Below are 18,891 nucleotides of genomic sequence, written 5' to 3' on the forward strand. Positions count from 1 at the left end.
TTTGTATTGTATCAGAGAAATATGTTCATTGCGTGAAAATTAGAAAAATATTTAAAAAACTATCTAAATCTATAACGGCTATTTGTATCTCTACCGTCATTAAAGGAACCCATAACAACTATGGCACCGTCAGGGTTAACCTCTGCTAAACCAACCTTGGCAACAGTTTCTGTATTCATAGAAATGTAGAATACATAAACTTCATCTGTAAAGAAATAGTCATAGCGCTGATCATCAGTAAGGCTCTCTTCTATTTCCTCACAGCAGGCCCCCTTGTCAATTAAGAAGCGACCTGTGTAATCATTATCCTTTCTTCCATAGGTAATGGTATAACCCTCTTCCTCTGGAAAATCAAGAGCTAATTGAGCCTTTGCCTCTTCTTCGTTAGCAACAGGGGTTAAGTCATAAGCCGAAACCTGTGGTTCTTCTTTTGGATTATAATCTGGAATAGCTATCCATAGCTTTAAAATCCAAAGCTGGAAGCAAAGTATCAAAACCAAGAATGCTGCAGCCATGTAAGCTAAGATAGACTTTATATTTATTTTTTTAGAAACTGAAGCATTCACCTCTGATGAAGTTGCTTCTTCTGGCTCTTCAGAAACATTCTTCTTTATGGTTAGAGTCTTTAATCTTTCCTTTAAGCGACTCTTTATGCCCGCTAGAAAACTTAAATCAATTTTAAATTTCTTCTTTTCAGGCTTAATTCTAGCCTGAGCATACTCGGAGGCCATGATAGTCTCCATACAGTGGTTACAAATCACCTGGTTTTCAGCCGGCTGCCCGCAAATGACGCAATTGCCATCATGTGCAACCTCTGCTGCTATATCAAATATTCGTGTTTTAAAACGACGACCAAAAACAGAGACTAGAATTCGTCTTTCATTTTCCAGCCTCAGAATTCCTTCTACAACCTGCATCTTTGAAAAATCATACTTAGATGTCAGTCGCACCATGTAAAATAATTCTTGTTTTAATTTTTCATCGTCCATATACATCCCTTATGATTTTTGAAGCTTTTGCGCTCTTTCCATCCATCCCCTTGAAACAAAGATATGCTAAAAGCTTGTTATCTCTTTCTATTACCTTGCCGGCATAAAGAATCCCGTTTTTTTCTACCTCAGCCCTAACAATTTTAGCTTTAATTGCAAGACTGAAATCTGAATTACATGCAGAGTCAGCAAAATTGATTTCTACCACATCTCCTATAGTGACTCTATTTGCATTACCTATAAAAGAAACACCAGCATCACTTACATCCAAAACAGAAACGGAGAATCTTCTACCATCCTCCATACAAGCCGAACCAGGGGAATTAACTATAACTCTAGTATCCTCTCTTCTTTCACTAGAAGCTGCAATAGTTCCAAAATTACTAGAATCTACAGCATAATAATCAACGCCCCTAAAATTCACCACATTTACAGCCACATTCTTCCATACAACTCGGCCGTTGGTACGTGGATCAATGCAGTGCAGAGCAAAGCGCATACTCTCAGGGGCACCATGTCTAAAGTCTACAACTCTGTCATTGTAAACATAAGGCTTTACCAGCACACCTGTGCCGGAGTTGGTGCCAACCACCTCTGTTTTCAATTCAAAGGATGAACCACCGATAAGTACTTCTAAAGTAACTATCTGTCCAGCCTCAAGCTGTTCTAACTTCATAAATATCTCCCTGTTCCTTTCATATTATTAATTATACATAATATTAATCGGCTTTTTTCATTTAATTATCATATTTTTCAAAATTTTTAGAAATTTATTAAGATATGGTTCTTTCCGCTGCTTCTACCACATGCTTAACCAAGATGCTGGTGGTTACTCCGCCTACTCCACCTGGAACTGGTGTGATACTATCAACAATTGACTCTACCTCATCAAAAATAACATCTCCACAAAGCTTATTCTTTTCATCATTCCAGTTTATTCCAACATCTATTACAGTCTGTCCTTCTCTTAAATATTCTTTTCCCACAGACTCCATCTTTCCAGTGGCTACCACAACAATATCTGCTTCCTTTGTGATTGAAGGAATATCCTTTGTTCTGGTATGACAGATAGTAACAGTAGCATTTTCATGCATAAGCATCATTGCTACAGGTCTACCAATTACAAGAGAACGACCGATAACGGCAACCTTCTTTCCAGAAAGCTCTATGCCATAATACTTGAGAATTTCCATAGCAGCCTCTGCTGTACATGGAGCAAATCCAAGGTCTGTATTAGTGAACACTCCAGCAAGAGATAAATCTGTACAGCCATCCACATCCTTAGCTGCATTAAGACTTGCTCTAGCCTTTTCGCCATCTATATGCTTAGGCAAAGGTCTAAACATAAGAATTCCGTGTATATTTATATCTTTATTTAATTTTTCAAGTGTATCAAAAAAGTCTTCTGAACTAACATCTGCTGGTAATTCAGTAACCTGAACCTGAACCCCAACCTGCTGACATTTCTTAATTGCTCCTCTCTCATAGGATAAATCATCAGGTCGTTCACCTACACGTAGAATTCCAAGAGTGGGAACTATACCTTTACTATTTAAATCATTTACTCTATTTATTAAATCTTCATTTAACAATCCAACTACATCTTTTCCCTTTAATAACTTTGCCATTTTCTAGTCTCCTACATTCTATTCCAAACATCCTGATAGATTTCATCTGCAAGCTTTGTATACTTTGAAACCAGACTATCTACCTTTTGATCTAACTCATCAGCATAAGCTCTATCCTTCATGGATTTAGTATTTATCTTTACATTTACAGCAGCCCCCTTTATTGCCCCCTGAAGCAAGGCTGCACCTGTAGCTGCATCACTTATCATAATAACTGAACCCTTATCTGCAAAGTCTCTCTGAAGTTCAACTGACTCACAGGCAAGCTCTAAAATTTTAAAAGGAACCTGGGCTGCATCCTTTAGACACTTTTCCATTATCTCATCTCTCCCCGGTTCATCCTTTGGAAGTCCATAAGCTTTGGAAAGTGGCTCAAAAGCAAATGCATCATCATCTATACATTTTAACAAAGCAAAACGAATATCCTCAGCTTTTTTCATAAGAGCTTTTATATCATCTTCAACCTCAGCATATTTTTTCTTACCGAGGGTAAATTCTCCCACCATGCTTCCAAGAGCTGTTCCAATTGCACCAGCAAGAGCACTGGCTCCTCCTCCACCTGGCACAGACTTCTTAGCTGCAAGCTCACAAGTAAAATTCATAACACTTGTAGTAATTAAACTCATACATATTCTCCTTTTATAATTCTACTAAAAACAAAACTCCAAAGCCTTGAAGGACATTCAAAGCTTTGGAGTGATTTATCATCCATTTATAAAATCAAAAATTGTCATTTGATTTGAATCAGACACCAGGGAATCATAGTTTTCCTGCTCTTCAGCAGTCATTTCTCTATGAAACACGTAAGTCTCTTGTTTAATTGTCCCATCCATATCAAAATACAACTGCCTATAGCTGTTTGTTTCCCTGTCCATCATGTAAAAATCAAAATCCTTTCAAGATTTCATTATAAGCATAATGGTATAACCTTGCAATTATTTCTTTTCAGGGATTTCAATGCCAAACTCGCTTGGTAAAAATCTAGGACATACATTGTCGGAAGTAACAATAACAGATGCTGCCAGTGTAGAACCAATCTCACATGCCTCCTCCATTGTCTTACCATAGGTAAGACCAATTGTTACACCTGCAAAGAACGAATCTCCCGCTCCAGTTGTATCCTTTACATCAACTTTTCTCGCTGGAACGAATCCTGAGTTTCCTTCCATATCAGCATAAACAGCACCCTGACCGCCCAAAGTAACAATCATCTTTGGAATCTGAGCACCCTGAATCTTCTTTGAAAGGATTTCAATCATCTCATCAGGAGTTTTCTCTGAATAGTCATCCATGAAAAGGATTCCAGCCTCCTGCTGATTGCAAACGAAGCATTCTACATTCTTAAGGAAATCACGACGCTCTACAGCAATGCTCATATTTGAAACTGCAGCATATACCTTAAGGTTATACTTCTCTGCATACTTGAATACGCGCTTGATAGTATCCTTTTCCATATCGATCTCAAGGGCGATACTGTCAGCATCCTTAAAAATCTCATCTCCCTCTTCATCCAAAATATCGTTGATAACAGAAAGGTCAGGACGCTTAGAAATAGAAGCAACTACATCACCATGATTATCGAAAACTGCAAGCCACTTTCCCATTCCATCAGGAGTTCTACGAACAAATCTTGTATCAACCTTGTGATTGTTAAGCTTATCAAGGACACCTGTACCAATACCGCTTTCATCTACAAGACTGACAAAAGTAGGACGAAGCTCCACATTTGCAATGTCCTCTACAACATTTCTACTAACACCACCATGAACCTCTTCAACAGTTCCAACGTTTCGACCAGCTGGAATATAGCTAGCTGTTGAATGTCCCTTAATATCGATAAATACTGCACCTAAAACAACGATTCCCATGAATATATACTCCTTATAAAAATAGTATTTTTGATTATAACACTACATGTTATAATATCAAGTAATTGTGATAAATTAGTTTTGGATGGAGCTAAAAATGATAAAAGTAGATTTAATTACAGGTTTTCTTGGAAGTGGAAAAACCACTTTCCTAAAAAAATACGTTCAATATTTTCTAGATAAGGGGCAGAAAATAGGTATTCTCGAAAATGACTACGGAGCAGTAAATGTTGATATGCTCCTACTTAATGATCTTCGTTCAGAAAACTGTGAGCTTGAAATGGTTGCCGGAGGCTGTGATGCCGATTGTCACCGCCGTCGTTTTAAGACAAAGCTTATATCTATGGGTATGAGCGGCTACGACCGTGTTATTATTGAGCCTTCCGGTATTTTTGATGTTGATGAGTTTTTTGATTCTCTAAGGGATGAGCCACTTGACCGTTGGTATGAAATTGGAAATGTAATCACCATCGTGGATGCAAAGCTTGAAGATTCTCTTTCTGAAGATTCAGATTTCTTCTTGGCATCACAAATTGCCAACGCTGGAAAAATTGTTCTCAGCCGAACTCAGCTTACTGATACTGACACTATTAACAATACAATCTCTCATCTTAAGGCTGCAGCTGATAAGGCAAAGCTTGATAAGGATATTGATTCAATTATATTTGATAAAGATTGGAACAATCTAACTGAACAGGATTATGAAAGTCTTGCCAGCTGCGGCTACAGCAAGCATTCCTATATAAAGAAATTGGGAACAGACGATACCGGCTTTAAAACTGTTTATTTCCTCGAACTACCACTAAAGAAAGACGGTCTAAAGGAAAAGATTGATACACTTATGTCTGATCCATCCTTTGGAACTATCCTTCGAGCTAAGGGCTTCTTCCAGGAAAACGATACTTGGTATCAATTTAATGCGACCAAAGCAGACTTTACGCTAACCGAGATGCCTGTTGGCCAGCAGGTCTTCATCGTAATCGGCGAAGAAATTGCAGAAGATAAAGTTAAGGAATTCTTTACAAAATAAAACTCTGGTTACGGCTACAAGCCTTAGATTCTCTCCGCTCAGCTATAGAAAGCTTCGCTTGAGAGAACTAAGAGCTTGATGCCTACCAGAGTTTTTTCTTTTCTAGGCTTCTACAATTTCTCCTGCAATTGCCGTCGCAGCTGCGGTGGCTGGACTAGCCAAATATATTTTAACTTTGCTAGTACCCATACGTCCAAGGAAGTTACGATTGTTTGTGGATACTACCACCTCGTCGTCGGAAAGGATTCCGCCTCCACGTCCACAACATAAGCCACAGCCAGGTGTTGTGATTATAGCCCCAGCATCAGAAAGAATACCAAGCGTTCCATCTGCAAGGGCCTGGCGATAAACCTTTCTACTTGCAGGTGTAACAATCATTTTTACAAAAGGAGCAACATGCTTTCCCTTGAGAATTGTAGCAGCTGTTCTTAAATCCTCCAAACGTCCATTGGTACAAGAACCCAAAAAGACTTGATTTACCTTTGTACCCTTAAGCTCAGAAACGGGCTTAATATTATCCACCAAGGATGGGCATGCACAAACAGGTACGAAATCCTCTGCCCTATATCTAAGTATCTTTGAATACTCTGCGTCATTATCTCCAAACAAAGCTTTAACCTTATCATCATATGGTATCTTACAATAATCGCAGGTCTTCTCATCTGGAGCAAACAAACCACATTTTGCACCAGCTTCTACAGACATATTAGCCATAGTCATTCGGCTAGCAACACTCATTGCATCAACTGTGCTTCCTGTAAATTCTATAGCCTGATAGGTTGCTCCACTAGCTGTCAAATCACCAATAATCTTTAGAATAATATCCTTTGAAGTGACGTTTCCAGAAAGAGTTCCATCAATTTCTACCTTAATGGTCTCTGGAACCTTTACCCAAAGCTGGCCTGTTCCAAGGATACCAGCCATCTCTGTATAGCCAATACCAGTAGAAAAAGCTCCTACGCAGCCATAAGTAACAGTGTGACTGTCAGTTCCAAAGGCAATATCGCCTGGCTTTACATACCCTGCTTCAGTCATAAGCTGATGACAGATACCATCTGTACGATGAACATTCTTAAGACCGTGCTTATCTGCAAACTCGTCAGCAATTCTAAAATGTCTGCTATCATCCACCTGAGTTGCTGGAAGGAAATGATCATAGATGAATACGATCTTGTTTGGATCATAAACCTTATCAAATCCCATTTCTTCGAATTTCTGTATAGCAAAAGGTGCCATAATATCATCAATCATGCACCAATCCACGTCTACAGTAACAATATCTCCAGGCTTAACTTCATGTCCAACCTTGTTTCCAATTATCTTTTCAATAAGTGTGTGTCCCATAACATCTCCAATTTTAATCTAATCCGTTACGTTTTCTCATGGCTTTAACAAGACCGCCAGCTTCTAAAATCTCCATTAAGTTGTCTGGAAGATTTGCAATCTCATAGGATTTCCCATTTACAATAATCTCTTTACCAGGCTCTACCTGGGCCATATCTCCTTCTTGAACCTCATCATATAAATCCGGCTGTTCAATAAGTAGAAGTCCATTGTTTATGGCGTTTCTAAAGAAGATTCTTGCATAGGATTTTGCCACGATACAAGACACGCCTAGCGCCTTCACTACTTCTGGTGCCTGCTCTCTCGAAGAACCACAACCAAAGTTATGTCCAGCCACAATCATATCACCAGGCTGAATCTTGCTAGCTAAATCTGGTCTCAGTGGGCTGAAAGCATAAGGCTTCATTTCATTCACTGTTTCAAATGCTAAATACTCCGTAGGAAGGATGATATCTGTGTCTATATCATCTCCTAGTTTCCAAATCTTTGCATTAAACATACTAATCTCCTAGTCCGCATTCCCATATACTCTTACATGCTCCCGCAGGCCACCTTCCATACTTCACAAGGTATCCTCCCATAAATGGGTCCCTCCTTGTTTGCATGGAGCCTTCCTGCTCGCGCTTACCAACTTCTACATAGGGAATGCTCACTTAATATTCTACACTTCTTCTGCCGTAGATATACATCCACGTACGGCGGATGCGGTTACGGTAGCGGCGGACGCAAGGTATACGAAAGAATCTTTGTGGCCTGCTCGTCCTTTAAAGTTGCGAGTGCCGGTAGAAATCAAAGTCTCACCCTCACCGATTACTCCTTGGCATGCCCCCCAACATACAGAGCAGTTAGGATTCATAACCATAGCTCCAGCCTCCATAAAGATATCTAACAAACCTTCCTCCAAGGCCTGCTTATAAACCTCGCGGCTGGCAGGGACCACCAGAAATCTCACTTTATCGGCAACATGTTTGCCCTTAATAACCTGTGCGCCTACACGTAAATCTTCGATTCGACCATTGTTACAGCTTCCAAGGAAAGCTTCGTCAATCTTTACACCTTCACATTCCTTTGCAGGCACAACATTGTCTACAAAATGAGGCTTTGCAACTATTGGTTCTATCTCAGACAAATCAATATCAAAAACCTCTGAAAATACAGCATCCTCATCTGATTTGTAAAGAGCCTTAGGCTCACGACCATGGGTAGTTAGATAATCCATAGCCACATCATCCACTTCCATAAGAGCAGTCTTTGCACCTGCCTCAACACAAAGGTTACAGATTGATATTCTGTCTGCAATTGAAAGCTCATGAAGGCCTTCTCCTGCAAACTCCATAGCCTTGTAGTTTGCACCATTAGCGCTGATTCTTCCAATAATAGTAAGAATCAAATCACGCGCATAAACACCTTTTTTTAGTTTCCCATGAAGGTTGAAACGAATTGTTTCAGGCACTAACAACCATGATGTTCCTGTAACCATTCCATAAAGATAATCTGTACAACCTACACCTGTACCAAAAGCACCAAGTGCTCCATAGGCACAAGTATGTGAATCGGCACCAAAGATTAGCTCGCCTGGACGAACATGTTTCTCCATCATAACCTGATGGCAAACACCCTCACCCTCATAAAACGTAATACCATGCTCTTTTGCAAAATCACGCATCTTTTTATGACTGGCAGCTGTCTTTGGACTGTCGGCTGGAATGTTGTGATCTATAATCCAAACCAGCTTATTTACATCGGCGATACGAGGATTCTTTAAATTATTGTACATATCAATAGTAAGATGGGTAGTGCCATCGTTACTCATCAGTCTATCTATAGTAACTGTTTCAATATCGCCAGCTTTGCAGGACTCCACGCCTGCGGCAGCAGCAATTATCTTCTCAGCCATTGTCATTCCCATAATCAAATCTCCTTATAACACGCAAAGTCACGGCTACAAGCCTTAGATTTCTCCGCTCAGCTATAGAAAGCTTCGCTTGAGAGATCTAAGAGCTTGATGCCTACTTTGCTTATTCTAAACAATTTACTGATTCAACGACGCTAGGAGTCCGCCTGCGTCCAGGATTTCCTGCATCTTCGCAGGGAGCTTAGTGCAGGAATACTGCTTTCCATCAACAGTAATTACACCAGCCTGTAAATCAAGCTCCATCTCATCCCCATCCTTTACAACATCGTAAAGCTCCTTACTGACAATAACCGGCATGCCAATATTAATGGAATTGCGATAGAAAATACGAGCAAAGGATTTAGCAATAACAGCCTTTACCCCAAGTGCTTTTAGTACACTAGGTGCCTGCTCTCTTGAAGAACCACAACCGAAATTCTCATCAGCCACAACAAAATCTCCAGGCTTTACCTGACTAGCAAAGTCAGAATTTAGGGACTCGAAGGTGTGGTCCTTCATTTCATCTATTGTTGGGAATAGTAGATACTGGGATGCAATAATCTGATCAGTATCTACGTCTTTGTGAAATCTAAATACCTTGCCCATATTTCCTCCTAATAGTTTAATTTATTGTATTATTTTAGCTTAATTCTTTAGCGATTTAAAGAGGTAAATCAACTGTTTCCTATTAAAAACTTTTTTTACATATTCTTATGTTATATTATAGTGGTCTGGAAAAATTATTAAAATAGGAGTTAACTATGGATAGATTTATTATTAGTCAAATTTTTGCTATCTTGGCCTGCATCCTAATGGTTGCAATAGGATATTTAAAGAGAAAGCGCAACATTCTTATTGCGCAGAATATACAGTTTATCTTGTTTACCATTTCTTACGCCTGCATCGGTGGTATCGCTGCTGTAGTTGGTAACATGGTTAGTCTTTTGAGAAATTTGGTCTGTCTCAAGTGGAATCTAAATCGTCCTCTTAAGATATTTTTCATTGTCCTTCAGGGATTGATTACTTACATTTCACTTTACAATGTATGGTTCAATTTCCTTCCTATGAAGGCGGGTGTCCACGGAATAATGGATTGGCTTCCATTCTTAGCAGCCACTCTCATCACCCTCACCTTAAGCTCTAAGAAGGATATGGTTATTAAGCTTGGTTGTATAGGAAGCATCCTATGCTTCGGTACTTATGATTTCATATTAAGCAACTGGACAGTATTCGCCTTCGACTGCTTCTCATTGGTAACTAGTCTGATTGGGGTATACAGAATCCTCAAAGATAAAAAAGAACCATTTTAAAAGCAACTTGTTACGCTCTCAATCCATAGAATTACTCAGATCAACGCAAAATGTTTCACTTGAGTAACTCTATAGATTGATAGCTACAAGTTGCTTTTACTTTTACTTCTTAATTACATGCGTAACATTAATTCTTTTTCTACGACTTTACCATCACGATAGTATACACGTGGGACTCGCTTTGAAACCGCACAGGTTAATTCGTATGGAATTGTTCCTGCGATTTCAGAAAGCTCATCAATAGAGTTCTTCTCTCCGAAAATCTCCACTTCACTTCCAACATCTACCGATGGCATATCTGTAATATCAATCATGCACATATCCATACAGATTTTACCAACCTGCTTTGCTGGCCCCTCCTTTGTGTAAAGACTACACTTGTTTGAAAGACAACGAAGGAATCCATCCGCATATCCATATGGAACTACACCGATACGAGTGGTCTTGTCTGTAACGAAGATTCCACCATAGCTTATGGCATTTCCAGCTGGATAAATCTTTATGGTACTAACAGTGGTTTTCATAGTCATAGCCGGCTTAAGGCCCATTTCCTTAGCAAATTCACCATAGCCGTAAAGCAACAGACCAGGACGTACCATATCAAGATATGTCTCAGGGAAACGAACTGTTGCTCCAGTGTTTGCACAGTGTCTAATAGAAAACTTTCTTCCAAGTTTCTCTTCCACTGAATTGATTACATTAATGAATAGCTCAAACTGATGCTTTGTATATTTATCGTTTTCAGGACCATGCTCATCAGAAACAGCAAAGTGTGTGAAGATTCCTTCAGCCTCAAGACCTGGCATATTACAAGCCTCAACAATACCTTCAACACCAGTATCAAAATATCCATTATCGCAAAGATAACCTAGACGAGACATTCCTGTGTCCACCTTAATGTGAACCTTCAGCTTTCCTCCACACTTAAGGGCCTCGGCGCTGTATTCATCAGCCTTTGCCTTACAGGTGATAGCCTGTGTTATATTGTATTCAATAAGACGACCTACCTGCTCCTTTGGTGTGTGTCCAAGGATAAGGATTGGCATCTTTATTCCATTAACTCTAAGCTCCAAAGCTTCATCAGCACTACTAACAGCAAGATAATCGGCACCTATATCCTCCAAAAGCTGTCCCACCTGAATACTGCCGTGACCATAAGCATCAGCCTTTACAACTCCAAGAAATTTCACATTAGGTCCAATTTTCTCACGGATTTTTTTATAGTTATAGGCGATTGCATCTAGATTGATTTCCGCCCATGTTCTTCTAAGTGTAGATTCCATTTTTATAACTCTCCTATCAGCAATTAACTTTTATTATACTCTTTTAAAGCATAAAAAAAAGAGGTGTATAACAAACACCTCATTCGCCCTTCGGGCACCTTCTACTCAGGGAGAAGGCTTTATAATATAGCCAGTGCTTACAACACTTTAGATAAGAAATCCTTGAGTCGCTGGCTCTGTGGGAATTCGAAAATCTCAGCTGGTGTGCCCTCTTCCTTGATTCCTTTTTCATCAAAGAAAAGTACTCTGTCTGCAACTTCCTTTGCGAAGCCCATCTCGTGGGTAACAACCACCATGGTCATTCCATCATCAGCAAGCTCCTTCATAAGAGCAAGAACTTCTCCAACCATCTCTGGATCAAGGGCTGAAGTTGGCTCATCAAAAAGCATAACCTCTGGATTCATTGCAAGGGAACGAGCAATTGCAATACGCTGCTTCTGTCCACCTGAAAGACTATCTGGATATGCATCAGCCTTCTCAGCAAGTCCAACTCGCTCTAAAAGCTCATCTGCCTTCTTGTCTGCTTCCTCCTGAGTCATAAGACCAAGCTTTACAGGAGCAAGTGTAAGATTCTTTTTGATAGTGAGATGTGGGAAAAGATTAAAATGCTGGAAAACCATTCCCACACGGCTACGTACGTTATTTATATCTACTCCCTTTTTAGTGATATCCTCACCATCTAAATAAATCGAACCGCCTGTTACTTCCTCTAGCTGATTGAGAGTTCTGATAAAGGTTGACTTACCACAACCAGAAGGTCCGATTATGGCAATAACCTCTCCCTTTTCAATCTGCAAATTTACATTTGATAGAACCTCATTATCCCCGAAGGATTTTGAAAGGTTCTCAACTTTTATTAAAATTTCGTTACTCATGTTAATCCTCCGACTTTACTTTTCGCTCTTTCTAAGATTCTTTTCAAGCTTACCAACTCCAAGATTTAAAAGCTGTACAAGAAGAAGGTAAATCAACGCTACTGCAACCAGTGGAAGGAATGGCTCATATGTGATACTTCTGATAATATCACCACCACGAGTCAAATCCATAAGTCCAATATAACCACAGATTGATGTTTCCTTAATAAGAGAAATAAACTCATTTCCAAGAGCTGGAAGCACATTCTTAACAGCCTGTGGAAGAATGATTGAGGTCATTGTCTGCTTGTAATTAAGACCAAGGCTTCGTCCAGCCTCCATCTGACCACCATCAATTGACATGATACCACCACGCATGATTTCAGCAACGTATGCACCAGAGTTAATAGAGAATGCAATGATTGCAACTAAAAGCTTTGGCACGCTAACTGACTTGAATACAACGTAGTAGATAATCAAAAGCTGAATCATCATTGGAGTTCCACGGATGATTGCAAGATAAAGCTTACAAATTGTGTTGAGGAAAGCCCATCCACCAGTCTTATCATAAGTAACACGAACAATTGCTACCAAGAAGCCGAGGATCATACCTGCTAAAACAGCACATAAAGCTATGATAAGTGTGTTTCCAAGACCTTTAAGGATGAATGTCCATCTGTCATCATCTACAAAGTTTCTCTTTAAATTATCAACAAATCCGATTCCGTCACCTGAAAGTGATGGGTCTCTTGCAATAATAACCTGCTTACTAGTTACGTATGATTCTGAGAAGTTGATTGACTTAAGACGCTCTTCTGTCTTTGTCATACCAGCGATACCAACATCAGCCTTGTGTGAATCAACCGCATTAATAATACTATCAAACTCAATATCCTCAACCTTAACCTGCATTCCAAGCTTGTCAGCAATTGCAGTGATAAGCTCCATGTCGATACCAACAGGCTCGCCCTTGTCATAATATTCATATGGAGGGAAGGCTACGTTTGTAGCAACAACCAGTGTACCATTATCATATGAAACATCATCTGGACTAACATATGGGCATGTACCCTTTGTATCATCACCGATGTAGTTGTTAATAATCTGGTCAACTGTACCATCTGCCTGTAATTCACTTAAAGCTTCATTCACCTTTGTAAGAAGCTCATCATTATCCTTTGCGATACAGATAGCATATTCCTCAAGGGCAAATGGCTCGTCTAAGATAACAAGTGTGCTTTCATTTGCAGTACTTGCTATTGCAGGCTGCTCATCAACAATAACACAGTCAACTTTGCCCTGCTTAAGAGCCTGAACAGCGTCAGCAATTTTATTATAACGCTCAACAACTGTACCTGCCTCATCTCCTTCATAATCTGAAGCATAAATATCACCGATTGTTCCAAGCTGAACACCGATTTTTGCTCCCTCTAAATCGTCTAAGGTTTTAACTTGTTTTGTTTCTTCCTTGGCACCACAACCTATCATTAAGGCTGCTGTAAGAGCCAAAAGGATTAAGGATAGTTTCTTTTTCATGTATAATTATTCCTCTTTGATGTATTTTTATGCAACTATATTATCACATTTTGAATAAATATCAATAAAAAAATAGCACTTTCATGCTATTTTTTTAATCTAGATTGTTTTTTCAGTTATATACGTGATGTAAAGAACATTTTAACCTTACCCATAAGCTCATCTTTTCCAGCACTCTTTAGCACATACCCCTGAGGCTTAAGACTTACCACAGACATTACACTTTCTTTATCATCCTTACCAGTCAAAAAGATAACTGGAGTATCCTTAGTTTCATCATCAGCCCTAAGCATTTCAAGAACCTGAGGCCCATCAGTAACAGGCATCTCGTAATCTAACAAAATCAAATCAACCTTGTTACTAGCCAGCCATTTTATAGCTCTAAGTCCAGAATTGGCCATAGAAACCTTGTAATCATCCTTTAGCCATTCCCTGACAACTCCCATGAAGCTTGGATCATCATCCACCACAAGAATGCTCTTCTTCAGCTCGTCGGAAGCAGCCTTATTATAATATTCATTTACCGTAGAAATGTAATTATCATAATCTAATGGTCTAGGTAATACCTTATATATTAATTCTGGAGCTATATGACGTTTTAATTCATCAGTCTCAGCAGCCTCACCAATTAAAACTGCCTGCTTATTATTGTCGCGAAGCTTATCAACAGCATACCTAAGCAAATCCTCATGCAAGTTTTCATCATTTTCCAAGTAGAAAGTTATAAGACCTGCATCAGACCATTTTTCCTCAATAAGATTTATATTAGGTGATACACAAAAAGCGCTAATTTCTGCATCTGCAAGCTTTTTAAGAAGCACTCTAATAATAAAGGTCTCCTTATGACAAATAATCATTACGCTATTTGATCCCATTTCTGTTAACCTCCGGCAACAATTAATAAGATATCTACATAACAAATATCTAAACTTTCACTAGTACATTCTAGCATTTAAATGTGTTTATTTTGTCGCTTTTTTAGCTAATCTTCTAACTCTTCTTACTCTGGTAGATTTTTTAGGTGCCCGTTTTTTGGGATTTTTAGCCTTGCGATATTCCTCTATATCTGCAAGCATTTTTTCATAATCACGTTCAAAAAGGAGCTCACTAATAACAGCGTTTAATTCTTCCTTTTGAATTCTTGTTTCTGGAATAACAGGCTCAACACCTTTATCCTTTGCTTCTTTTTTACGCCTTGTAATCTCAACCTTTGTAAGAGGAAGCTTTGTCCATTCAATAATCTTTTTTCTGACGGATGGTTTTCCCAAAGCCTTGTAGCTTGGCATGTTAAACCTTTCCAATATTATAGAAAGTTCTGGCCGCCACAAAAGATCAAGCTTTCTTTCTATCTTCGCCTTCTTATTAAGTTCTGGCCTTCTAAGGAAATAAAAATCAGGCTTTCCATCCACCTCATCAATAGTGATTATTCCCCAGAAATCAGGTACATGCTCTTCGATATGTAAAGCGTGACTACTTCCAACAGCCACAATATTATAATCAAAATATCGATTGTAATCCTTTATCTGACCTTCCAATCTGGTGTAGGTGTCAGCATCAGACTTAATCTCAATACCAACCAGAGCGTCATCTATAACCATAAATACATCTGCTCTGGATTTTCCAATCATCTTTTCTTCGTAAAATCTAGCCTTCTTATATTCAAGCTCCAGATAATCAAACAGAGCTTCTCTTATATCCTTATCCTTCAGCATAAATGCTTATTCCAATCCTCTTTTTCTTTAGATAGTATAACGATTTTCAGCCAATTAGACAAATATAAAAAAGTATTGCGAATATTAAATTTCCAGTTGACAATCCCCTATTTGAATGTTATATTTTAACAGTCGCTTGAAGCAATAAACGTTGCAAAAGCTCTGGGATCTTAGCTCAGCTGGGAGAGCATCTGCCTTACAAGCAGAGGGTCACAGGTTCGAGCCCTGTAGGTCCCATTTTTAAATCAAAATATTTCATTAATGAGGCGAGATAGCTCAGTTGGCTAGAGCACACGGTTCATACCCGTGGTGTCGAGGGTTCGAATCCCCCTCTCGCTACTAAAAATAAAAGCTAGACCATTTGGTCTAGCTTTTATTTTTGTAGTGAGAGGGGGATTCGATTAAAACACCCTCCCCGCATCATTGGATAAATATGGAAAATGATAGCAAAAGTCAACATATATTCCAAAGATTTCCAAAATCTGCTTATGGTTCAGAGCATTTTTTTCATTTAAATTTGTAAAAACTTGCTCTCCATTCTTAAGATAATAACTACTGTACCCATCACCATCATTCCAAAAATCATATGAAAACTCATATACATCACCAGTATTAGATAGGTATGTAAAGTGTTCTGGCGTGCCACTTATTTCAAATCCTTCAGCTAAAAGCAACTGGTATAAACCACCATATGTTATTCGATGGATGTCATGTTCTGGCTCGTAAGCTAAACACTCTCCACAAAATCTTGTCACCTCTCCATCAGCTGCATAAACTTTTTTCTTTTCATCAGGATTTAATGCTTTATCTAAATCCTTTACAACATATACCCATAGCAATTCATTATTTTCGACTGTAAAATCGATATCTGATGTTGTCATTTCTGATAAAACAGAATCCTCTTGGTATACATATCCAAATGTAAAATATTTAAGTTTAACTTGCTCTATAAGTTCATCCATACTCTGGATTTGTTTGCAGTTGCAATATTCTAGATAATCGTCAAAATAATCGGCATTCATCTCTTGACCAATATATCCGTAAAAGTCACCTAACGAATAGTCTAATGGAGGATAATACATTTTATCCCAACTAGCATCATGAGGAGTAGACAATCTATATCTAAACATTATTCGAGAATCTCCTTTTTCACGAATCTTCTTGGAGATTTTCCAAAACTCCTTACATCTTGCATACAATTCTTCTTTATTTGTATAGTTAATCTCAAAATAATAATGACTTAAATGAATCTTATCTCTTTTAATAGACTCATCATAAACAATATAATCTGGAAAATCCTTTGCTAACCTCTGGACATACTTTGCTTCATAATCATCGCTTATTACTCTATTAATTTCTGGAATAATATCGCCGCTCCCTTGGAGTGTTGAATATACATAAAAACTAAAGTCTTCATCCTCGTCATATACTTCCCAAGAAGATCCATTCTCCGTGCTTTCAGGAACCCTTGATATTTTATAGTTTTCTAGACCTAATTTTTTTTCTACATGATTAATTGCCTCCCTGCGTGTTGCTGAGCCAGACAAGCATCCTGTTGTAACACTCGCCATAAAACAAATAAAACAAATTAAAACAATTTTTCTAATATTTTTCATCCCTTTGTCCTAACTTAATCTGGTTCTTCAAATCCCTACCTAGAGATTCCTCTACCTTCTCCATTTCCTTTTCTATATACCTACTGACAAATCCTTCCTTATAGTAGGATTCATCCACTTTCCTCTCCCGCTCATCTTTTTTAGTCTGAAAGTTCTCCTTTTCCTCCAAACTCTCTGTCAAAACTTTTACAAGCTCCTCTTTATCGTCAAGATCATGTTCCTTCTTCAAATGACTGTATAATCTTCCATCATGTATAGCCTTATCCGCTTCTAGCTGTTCAGTAAGTCTGTTGTATTCTCGTTCCTTTGCTTCCCTGTCTTGAATATACTTATTAAGTAAATCAGCTCTTTCAAAACCAAAACTTTCAATATTATCATAGCTTCCAGACGCAAAGTTTTGAACTTCACTGTCAAACCATTGCTGGTCCTTCTTTGATACAGACTCACCCTCAGCTAATTTTCCAAGGATTTCATCCATTCTAAAAACATAATCCCTATAAGCCTCTGAATCCTTATTTAAATTATTATTTGGAACATTTTTAGACTTTTCTGCACCTTCTCTAGATAACGAAACAGAATATGCCTCCTGATTATTCTTTTTTGCATGAATTGGTGAATTGTCACCATCAGCACCAGTTCTTGATGATATCACAGTTTTATTATTTAAATTTAGATGTGTTGCATTTATATCCATTTTATTTCTCCTTTAAAAAAAAATAAAACTATCATCCATCAAGTTATTATAATACCTAGATATGAAAAATCTGCAACTAAATCTACCTACATAAAATAAGCAGGAACCCGCGATTCCTGCTTATTTCTCTATATTAAATTACAATATTAAGTTTTCTTAGTCGTTAATCTCAGTCTTTAGAATTGTTCCGTTAGCTTTATCAATATGATAACCAAACTCTACAAATCCTAAATAGAAAACAACCTTGTAAATAGCTGTGCCATCTTCTTCCTGGCCATCCATAACCTTAGGATATTTAACAGCAGCTTCGCTGTAACCAGCTGCGCCTAATGCAATCTGAAGAGCATCACTCTCTGTTATAGCTGCAGCTTCCACCTGAGTATCCTCAGCAGCATATGCTAATGTTGAAGCTCCAAATGTGAAAACTGATAATGCCATAGCTAATGTTAATACAGATGCTAAAACTTTCTTCATCATAATTCAATCCTCCATAAGCGATTGCTGTTTGAAACTATGGAGGAGTATATTATGAAATTGTGTTATAATTGTGTTTTGCAAAGCAAATTATTAGACAAATGTAACGCTTAAATTTTTACACTTTTTCCTTTAACGATTTAAGTAACGTATTTTCAACTAACCGATAACTTCCCTTTAATTAAGTTATAAAGTAAACAGCCTAATATAACTCCACTAAATGTCTGAAGGGTTAAAGTAAACAATGTTGATAAAGCATAAGTTAATCCAAACAATGGTATTTTCACTATTGTATATAGCATAACATGAATGAATCCTCCTACAATTGCCCCAATTACCAAATTAAACTTTGAATTCTTTATCAGCTTGAAAGCTACAAATCCCATCACTAGCGCCCAGGATGCCTTTATTGCCATAGTAGGTAATACCCAGGCTGTATATCCACCAAGCAAATCTGACAAGCCAGCCCCTAACGCTCCTGCAAGAGCCCCCTTCTTGGAGCCAAGTAATGAAACTGTAAGTATAATCATACAATCTCCTAAATGGGTATATCCAAAAAGTGTAGGTATCTTGAAATAAAAGGTTCCAAGAAAAACTAAAGCTATCATCATCCCTTCCATTGCAATATCCTTGGTTGAAATCATATTCTTTGTGTTCAT

At 38.2% G+C, this 18,891-nt stretch carries 21 protein-coding genes and 2 tRNA genes; 4 read left to right on the plus strand and 19 right to left on the minus strand.

Features of this window, described 5'->3' with window-relative positions; translation table 11 throughout:
• Nucleotides 1-59: 59 nt before the first annotated feature.
• From BLR54_RS03375 to BLR54_RS03395, 6 genes are all read right to left on the minus strand, one after another.
• Nucleotides 60-989, minus strand: coding sequence for a hypothetical protein (locus BLR54_RS03375; RefSeq protein ID WP_090416917.1), 930 nt, complete (start codon nt 987-989; stop codon nt 60-62).
• Nucleotides 979-1,665, minus strand: a complete 687-nt coding sequence (locus BLR54_RS03380) for a PilZ domain-containing protein (RefSeq protein WP_090416919.1) — start codon at nt 1,663-1,665, stop codon at nt 979-981. Before BLR54_RS03380 ends, BLR54_RS03375 begins: the two co-directional genes overlap by 11 nt.
• Before the next feature lie 97 nt (nt 1,666-1,762).
• Nucleotides 1,763-2,617, minus strand: coding sequence for a bifunctional 5,10-methylenetetrahydrofolate dehydrogenase/5,10-methenyltetrahydrofolate cyclohydrolase (locus BLR54_RS03385; protein ID WP_090416921.1), 855 nt, complete (start codon nt 2,615-2,617; stop codon nt 1,763-1,765).
• Nucleotides 2,618-2,628: 11 nt separating this feature from the next.
• On the minus strand, nt 2,629-3,243 hold the full coding sequence (locus tag BLR54_RS03390; protein WP_090416923.1) for a cyclodeaminase/cyclohydrolase family protein: 615 nt from the start codon (nt 3,241-3,243) through the stop codon (nt 2,629-2,631).
• Nucleotides 3,244-3,321: 78 nt separating this feature from the next.
• Nucleotides 3,322-3,450, minus strand: a complete 129-nt coding sequence (locus BLR54_RS15150; RefSeq protein WP_255396672.1) for a hypothetical protein — start codon at nt 3,448-3,450, stop codon at nt 3,322-3,324.
• 102 nt (nt 3,451-3,552) lie between these two features.
• Nucleotides 3,553-4,485, minus strand: a complete 933-nt coding sequence (locus tag BLR54_RS03395) for a carbohydrate kinase family protein (RefSeq protein WP_090416925.1) — start codon at nt 4,483-4,485, stop codon at nt 3,553-3,555.
• Between the two features lie 97 nt (nt 4,486-4,582).
• Here BLR54_RS03395 and BLR54_RS03400 point away from each other — a divergent pair, with 97 nt between their 5' ends.
• Complete coding sequence (locus BLR54_RS03400; RefSeq protein ID WP_090416926.1) at nt 4,583-5,515, plus strand: GTP-binding protein; 933 nt, start codon at nt 4,583-4,585, stop codon at nt 5,513-5,515.
• A gap of 102 nt (nt 5,516-5,617) precedes the next feature.
• On the opposite strand, the gene BLR54_RS03405 is transcribed toward BLR54_RS03400, so the two are convergent.
• The 4 genes from BLR54_RS03405 to BLR54_RS03420 form a co-directional block, all read right to left on the minus strand.
• Nucleotides 5,618-6,859, minus strand: coding sequence for a 3-isopropylmalate dehydratase large subunit (locus tag BLR54_RS03405; protein WP_090416928.1), 1,242 nt, complete (start codon nt 6,857-6,859; stop codon nt 5,618-5,620).
• A 13-nt stretch (nt 6,860-6,872) separates the two neighbouring features.
• Nucleotides 6,873-7,358: a LeuD/DmdB family oxidoreductase small subunit gene (locus BLR54_RS03410; RefSeq protein WP_090416930.1), complete on the minus strand. Its 486-nt coding sequence runs from the start codon at nt 7,356-7,358 to the stop codon at nt 6,873-6,875.
• A gap of 162 nt (nt 7,359-7,520) precedes the next feature.
• Nucleotides 7,521-8,768 (minus strand): 3-isopropylmalate dehydratase large subunit, encoded by a 1,248-nt coding sequence (locus tag BLR54_RS03415; RefSeq protein WP_090416932.1) that lies wholly within the window; start codon nt 8,766-8,768, stop codon nt 7,521-7,523.
• Between the two features lie 123 nt (nt 8,769-8,891).
• Nucleotides 8,892-9,359 carry a LeuD/DmdB family oxidoreductase small subunit gene (locus BLR54_RS03420; protein WP_090416935.1) on the minus strand — a complete coding sequence of 156 codons (468 nt, stop codon included), beginning with the start codon at nt 9,357-9,359 and terminating at the stop codon, nt 8,892-8,894.
• Nucleotides 9,360-9,514: 155 nt separating this feature from the next.
• Here BLR54_RS03420 and BLR54_RS03425 point away from each other — a divergent pair, with 155 nt between their 5' ends.
• Nucleotides 9,515-10,063 (plus strand): YgjV family protein, encoded by a 549-nt coding sequence (locus BLR54_RS03425; RefSeq protein ID WP_090416937.1) that lies wholly within the window; start codon nt 9,515-9,517, stop codon nt 10,061-10,063.
• A gap of 113 nt (nt 10,064-10,176) precedes the next feature.
• On the opposite strand, the gene alr is transcribed toward BLR54_RS03425, so the two are convergent.
• The 5 genes from alr to BLR54_RS03450 form a co-directional block, all read right to left on the minus strand.
• Nucleotides 10,177-11,346, minus strand: a complete 1,170-nt coding sequence (gene alr / locus BLR54_RS03430; protein WP_090416939.1) for an alanine racemase — start codon at nt 11,344-11,346, stop codon at nt 10,177-10,179.
• A 137-nt stretch (nt 11,347-11,483) separates the two neighbouring features.
• On the minus strand, nt 11,484-12,221 hold the full coding sequence (locus BLR54_RS03435; protein WP_090416941.1) for an amino acid ABC transporter ATP-binding protein: 738 nt from the start codon (nt 12,219-12,221) through the stop codon (nt 11,484-11,486).
• A 15-nt stretch (nt 12,222-12,236) separates the two neighbouring features.
• On the minus strand, nt 12,237-13,736 hold the full coding sequence (locus BLR54_RS03440) for an ABC transporter permease subunit (RefSeq protein WP_090416943.1): 1,500 nt from the start codon (nt 13,734-13,736) through the stop codon (nt 12,237-12,239).
• Nucleotides 13,737-13,852: 116 nt separating this feature from the next.
• Entirely contained in the window at nt 13,853-14,611 is a 759-nt protein-coding gene (locus BLR54_RS03445; RefSeq protein ID WP_090416945.1) for a response regulator, read from the minus strand.
• Between the two features lie 87 nt (nt 14,612-14,698).
• The gene (locus BLR54_RS03450; RefSeq protein ID WP_143008395.1) at nt 14,699-15,448 is read right to left on the minus strand and encodes a sce7726 family protein; all 750 of its coding nucleotides are present in this window, start codon (nt 15,446-15,448) and stop codon (nt 14,699-14,701) included.
• 164 nt (nt 15,449-15,612) lie between these two features.
• On the opposite strand from BLR54_RS03450, the gene BLR54_RS03455 reads away from it, so the two are divergent.
• Together BLR54_RS03455 and BLR54_RS03460 are read left to right on the plus strand one after the other, a co-directional pair.
• Nucleotides 15,613-15,685, plus strand: a tRNA-Val gene (locus BLR54_RS03455).
• Nucleotides 15,686-15,713: 28 nt separating this feature from the next.
• Nucleotides 15,714-15,787: transfer RNA gene (locus tag BLR54_RS03460), tRNA-Met, on the plus strand.
• 62 nt (nt 15,788-15,849) lie between these two features.
• Here the strand turns inward: BLR54_RS03460 and BLR54_RS03465 are convergent.
• From BLR54_RS03465 to BLR54_RS03480, 4 genes are all read right to left on the minus strand, one after another.
• A complete protein-coding gene (locus tag BLR54_RS03465) occupies nt 15,850-17,064 on the minus strand; it encodes a hypothetical protein (protein ID WP_090416947.1) in 1,215 nt (404 codons plus the stop codon).
• Nucleotides 17,051-17,758: a hypothetical protein gene (locus BLR54_RS03470; protein ID WP_090416949.1), complete on the minus strand. Its 708-nt coding sequence runs from the start codon at nt 17,756-17,758 to the stop codon at nt 17,051-17,053. Before BLR54_RS03470 ends, BLR54_RS03465 begins: the two co-directional genes overlap by 14 nt.
• Nucleotides 17,759-17,914: 156 nt before the next feature.
• Complete coding sequence (locus tag BLR54_RS03475; protein ID WP_090416951.1) at nt 17,915-18,235, minus strand: PepSY domain-containing protein; 321 nt, start codon at nt 18,233-18,235, stop codon at nt 17,915-17,917.
• Nucleotides 18,236-18,387: 152 nt separating this feature from the next.
• A complete protein-coding gene (locus BLR54_RS03480) occupies nt 18,388-18,891 on the minus strand; it encodes an ECF transporter S component (RefSeq protein WP_090416953.1) in 504 nt (167 codons plus the stop codon).

It is taken from the genome of Pseudobutyrivibrio sp. YE44, from assembly GCF_900104335.1.
In the GTDB taxonomy this organism is placed as follows: Bacteria; Bacillota; Clostridia; order Lachnospirales; family Lachnospiraceae; genus Pseudobutyrivibrio.

Coding starts and splice junctions, on each gene's coding strand:
- BLR54_RS03395 (WP_090416925.1), bottom strand. CDS start 4,485: ATGGGAATCGTTGTTTTAGGTGCAGTATTTATCGATATTAAGGGACAT.
- BLR54_RS03440 (WP_090416943.1), bottom strand. CDS start 13,736: ATGAAAAAGAAACTATCCTTAATCCTTTTGGCTCTTACAGCAGCCTTA.
- BLR54_RS03405 (WP_090416928.1), bottom strand. CDS start 6,859: ATGGGACACACACTTATTGAAAAGATAATTGGAAACAAGGTTGGACAT.
- alr (WP_090416939.1), bottom strand. CDS start 11,346: ATGGAATCTACACTTAGAAGAACATGGGCGGAAATCAATCTAGATGCA.
- BLR54_RS03390 (WP_090416923.1), bottom strand. CDS start 3,243: ATGAGTTTAATTACTACAAGTGTTATGAATTTTACTTGTGAGCTTGCA.
- BLR54_RS03450 (WP_143008395.1), bottom strand. CDS start 15,448: ATGCTGAAGGATAAGGATATAAGAGAAGCTCTGTTTGATTATCTGGAG.
- BLR54_RS03475 (WP_090416951.1), bottom strand. CDS start 18,235: ATGATGAAGAAAGTTTTAGCATCTGTATTAACATTAGCTATGGCATTA.
- BLR54_RS03410 (WP_090416930.1), bottom strand. CDS start 7,358: ATGTTTAATGCAAAGATTTGGAAACTAGGAGATGATATAGACACAGAT.
- BLR54_RS03470 (WP_090416949.1), bottom strand. CDS start 17,758: ATGGATATAAATGCAACACATCTAAATTTAAATAATAAAACTGTGATA.
- BLR54_RS03435 (WP_090416941.1), bottom strand. CDS start 12,221: ATGAGTAACGAAATTTTAATAAAAGTTGAGAACCTTTCAAAATCCTTC.
- BLR54_RS03415 (WP_090416932.1), bottom strand. CDS start 8,768: ATGGGAATGACAATGGCTGAGAAGATAATTGCTGCTGCCGCAGGCGTG.
- BLR54_RS03425 (WP_090416937.1), top strand. CDS start 9,515: ATGGATAGATTTATTATTAGTCAAATTTTTGCTATCTTGGCCTGCATC.
- BLR54_RS03400 (WP_090416926.1), top strand. CDS start 4,583: ATGATAAAAGTAGATTTAATTACAGGTTTTCTTGGAAGTGGAAAAACC.
- BLR54_RS03380 (WP_090416919.1), bottom strand. CDS start 1,665: ATGAAGTTAGAACAGCTTGAGGCTGGACAGATAGTTACTTTAGAAGTA.
- BLR54_RS03375 (WP_090416917.1), bottom strand. CDS start 989: ATGGACGATGAAAAATTAAAACAAGAATTATTTTACATGGTGCGACTG.
- BLR54_RS03465 (WP_090416947.1), bottom strand. CDS start 17,064: ATGAAAAATATTAGAAAAATTGTTTTAATTTGTTTTATTTGTTTTATG.
- BLR54_RS03385 (WP_090416921.1), bottom strand. CDS start 2,617: ATGGCAAAGTTATTAAAGGGAAAAGATGTAGTTGGATTGTTAAATGAA.
- BLR54_RS03445 (WP_090416945.1), bottom strand. CDS start 14,611: ATGGGATCAAATAGCGTAATGATTATTTGTCATAAGGAGACCTTTATT.
- BLR54_RS15150 (WP_255396672.1), bottom strand. CDS start 3,450: ATGGATGGGACAATTAAACAAGAGACTTACGTGTTTCATAGAGAAATG.
- BLR54_RS03480 (WP_090416953.1), bottom strand. CDS start 18,891: ATGAACACAAAGAATATGATTTCAACCAAGGATATTGCAATGGAAGGG.
- BLR54_RS03420 (WP_090416935.1), bottom strand. CDS start 9,359: ATGGGCAAGGTATTTAGATTTCACAAAGACGTAGATACTGATCAGATT.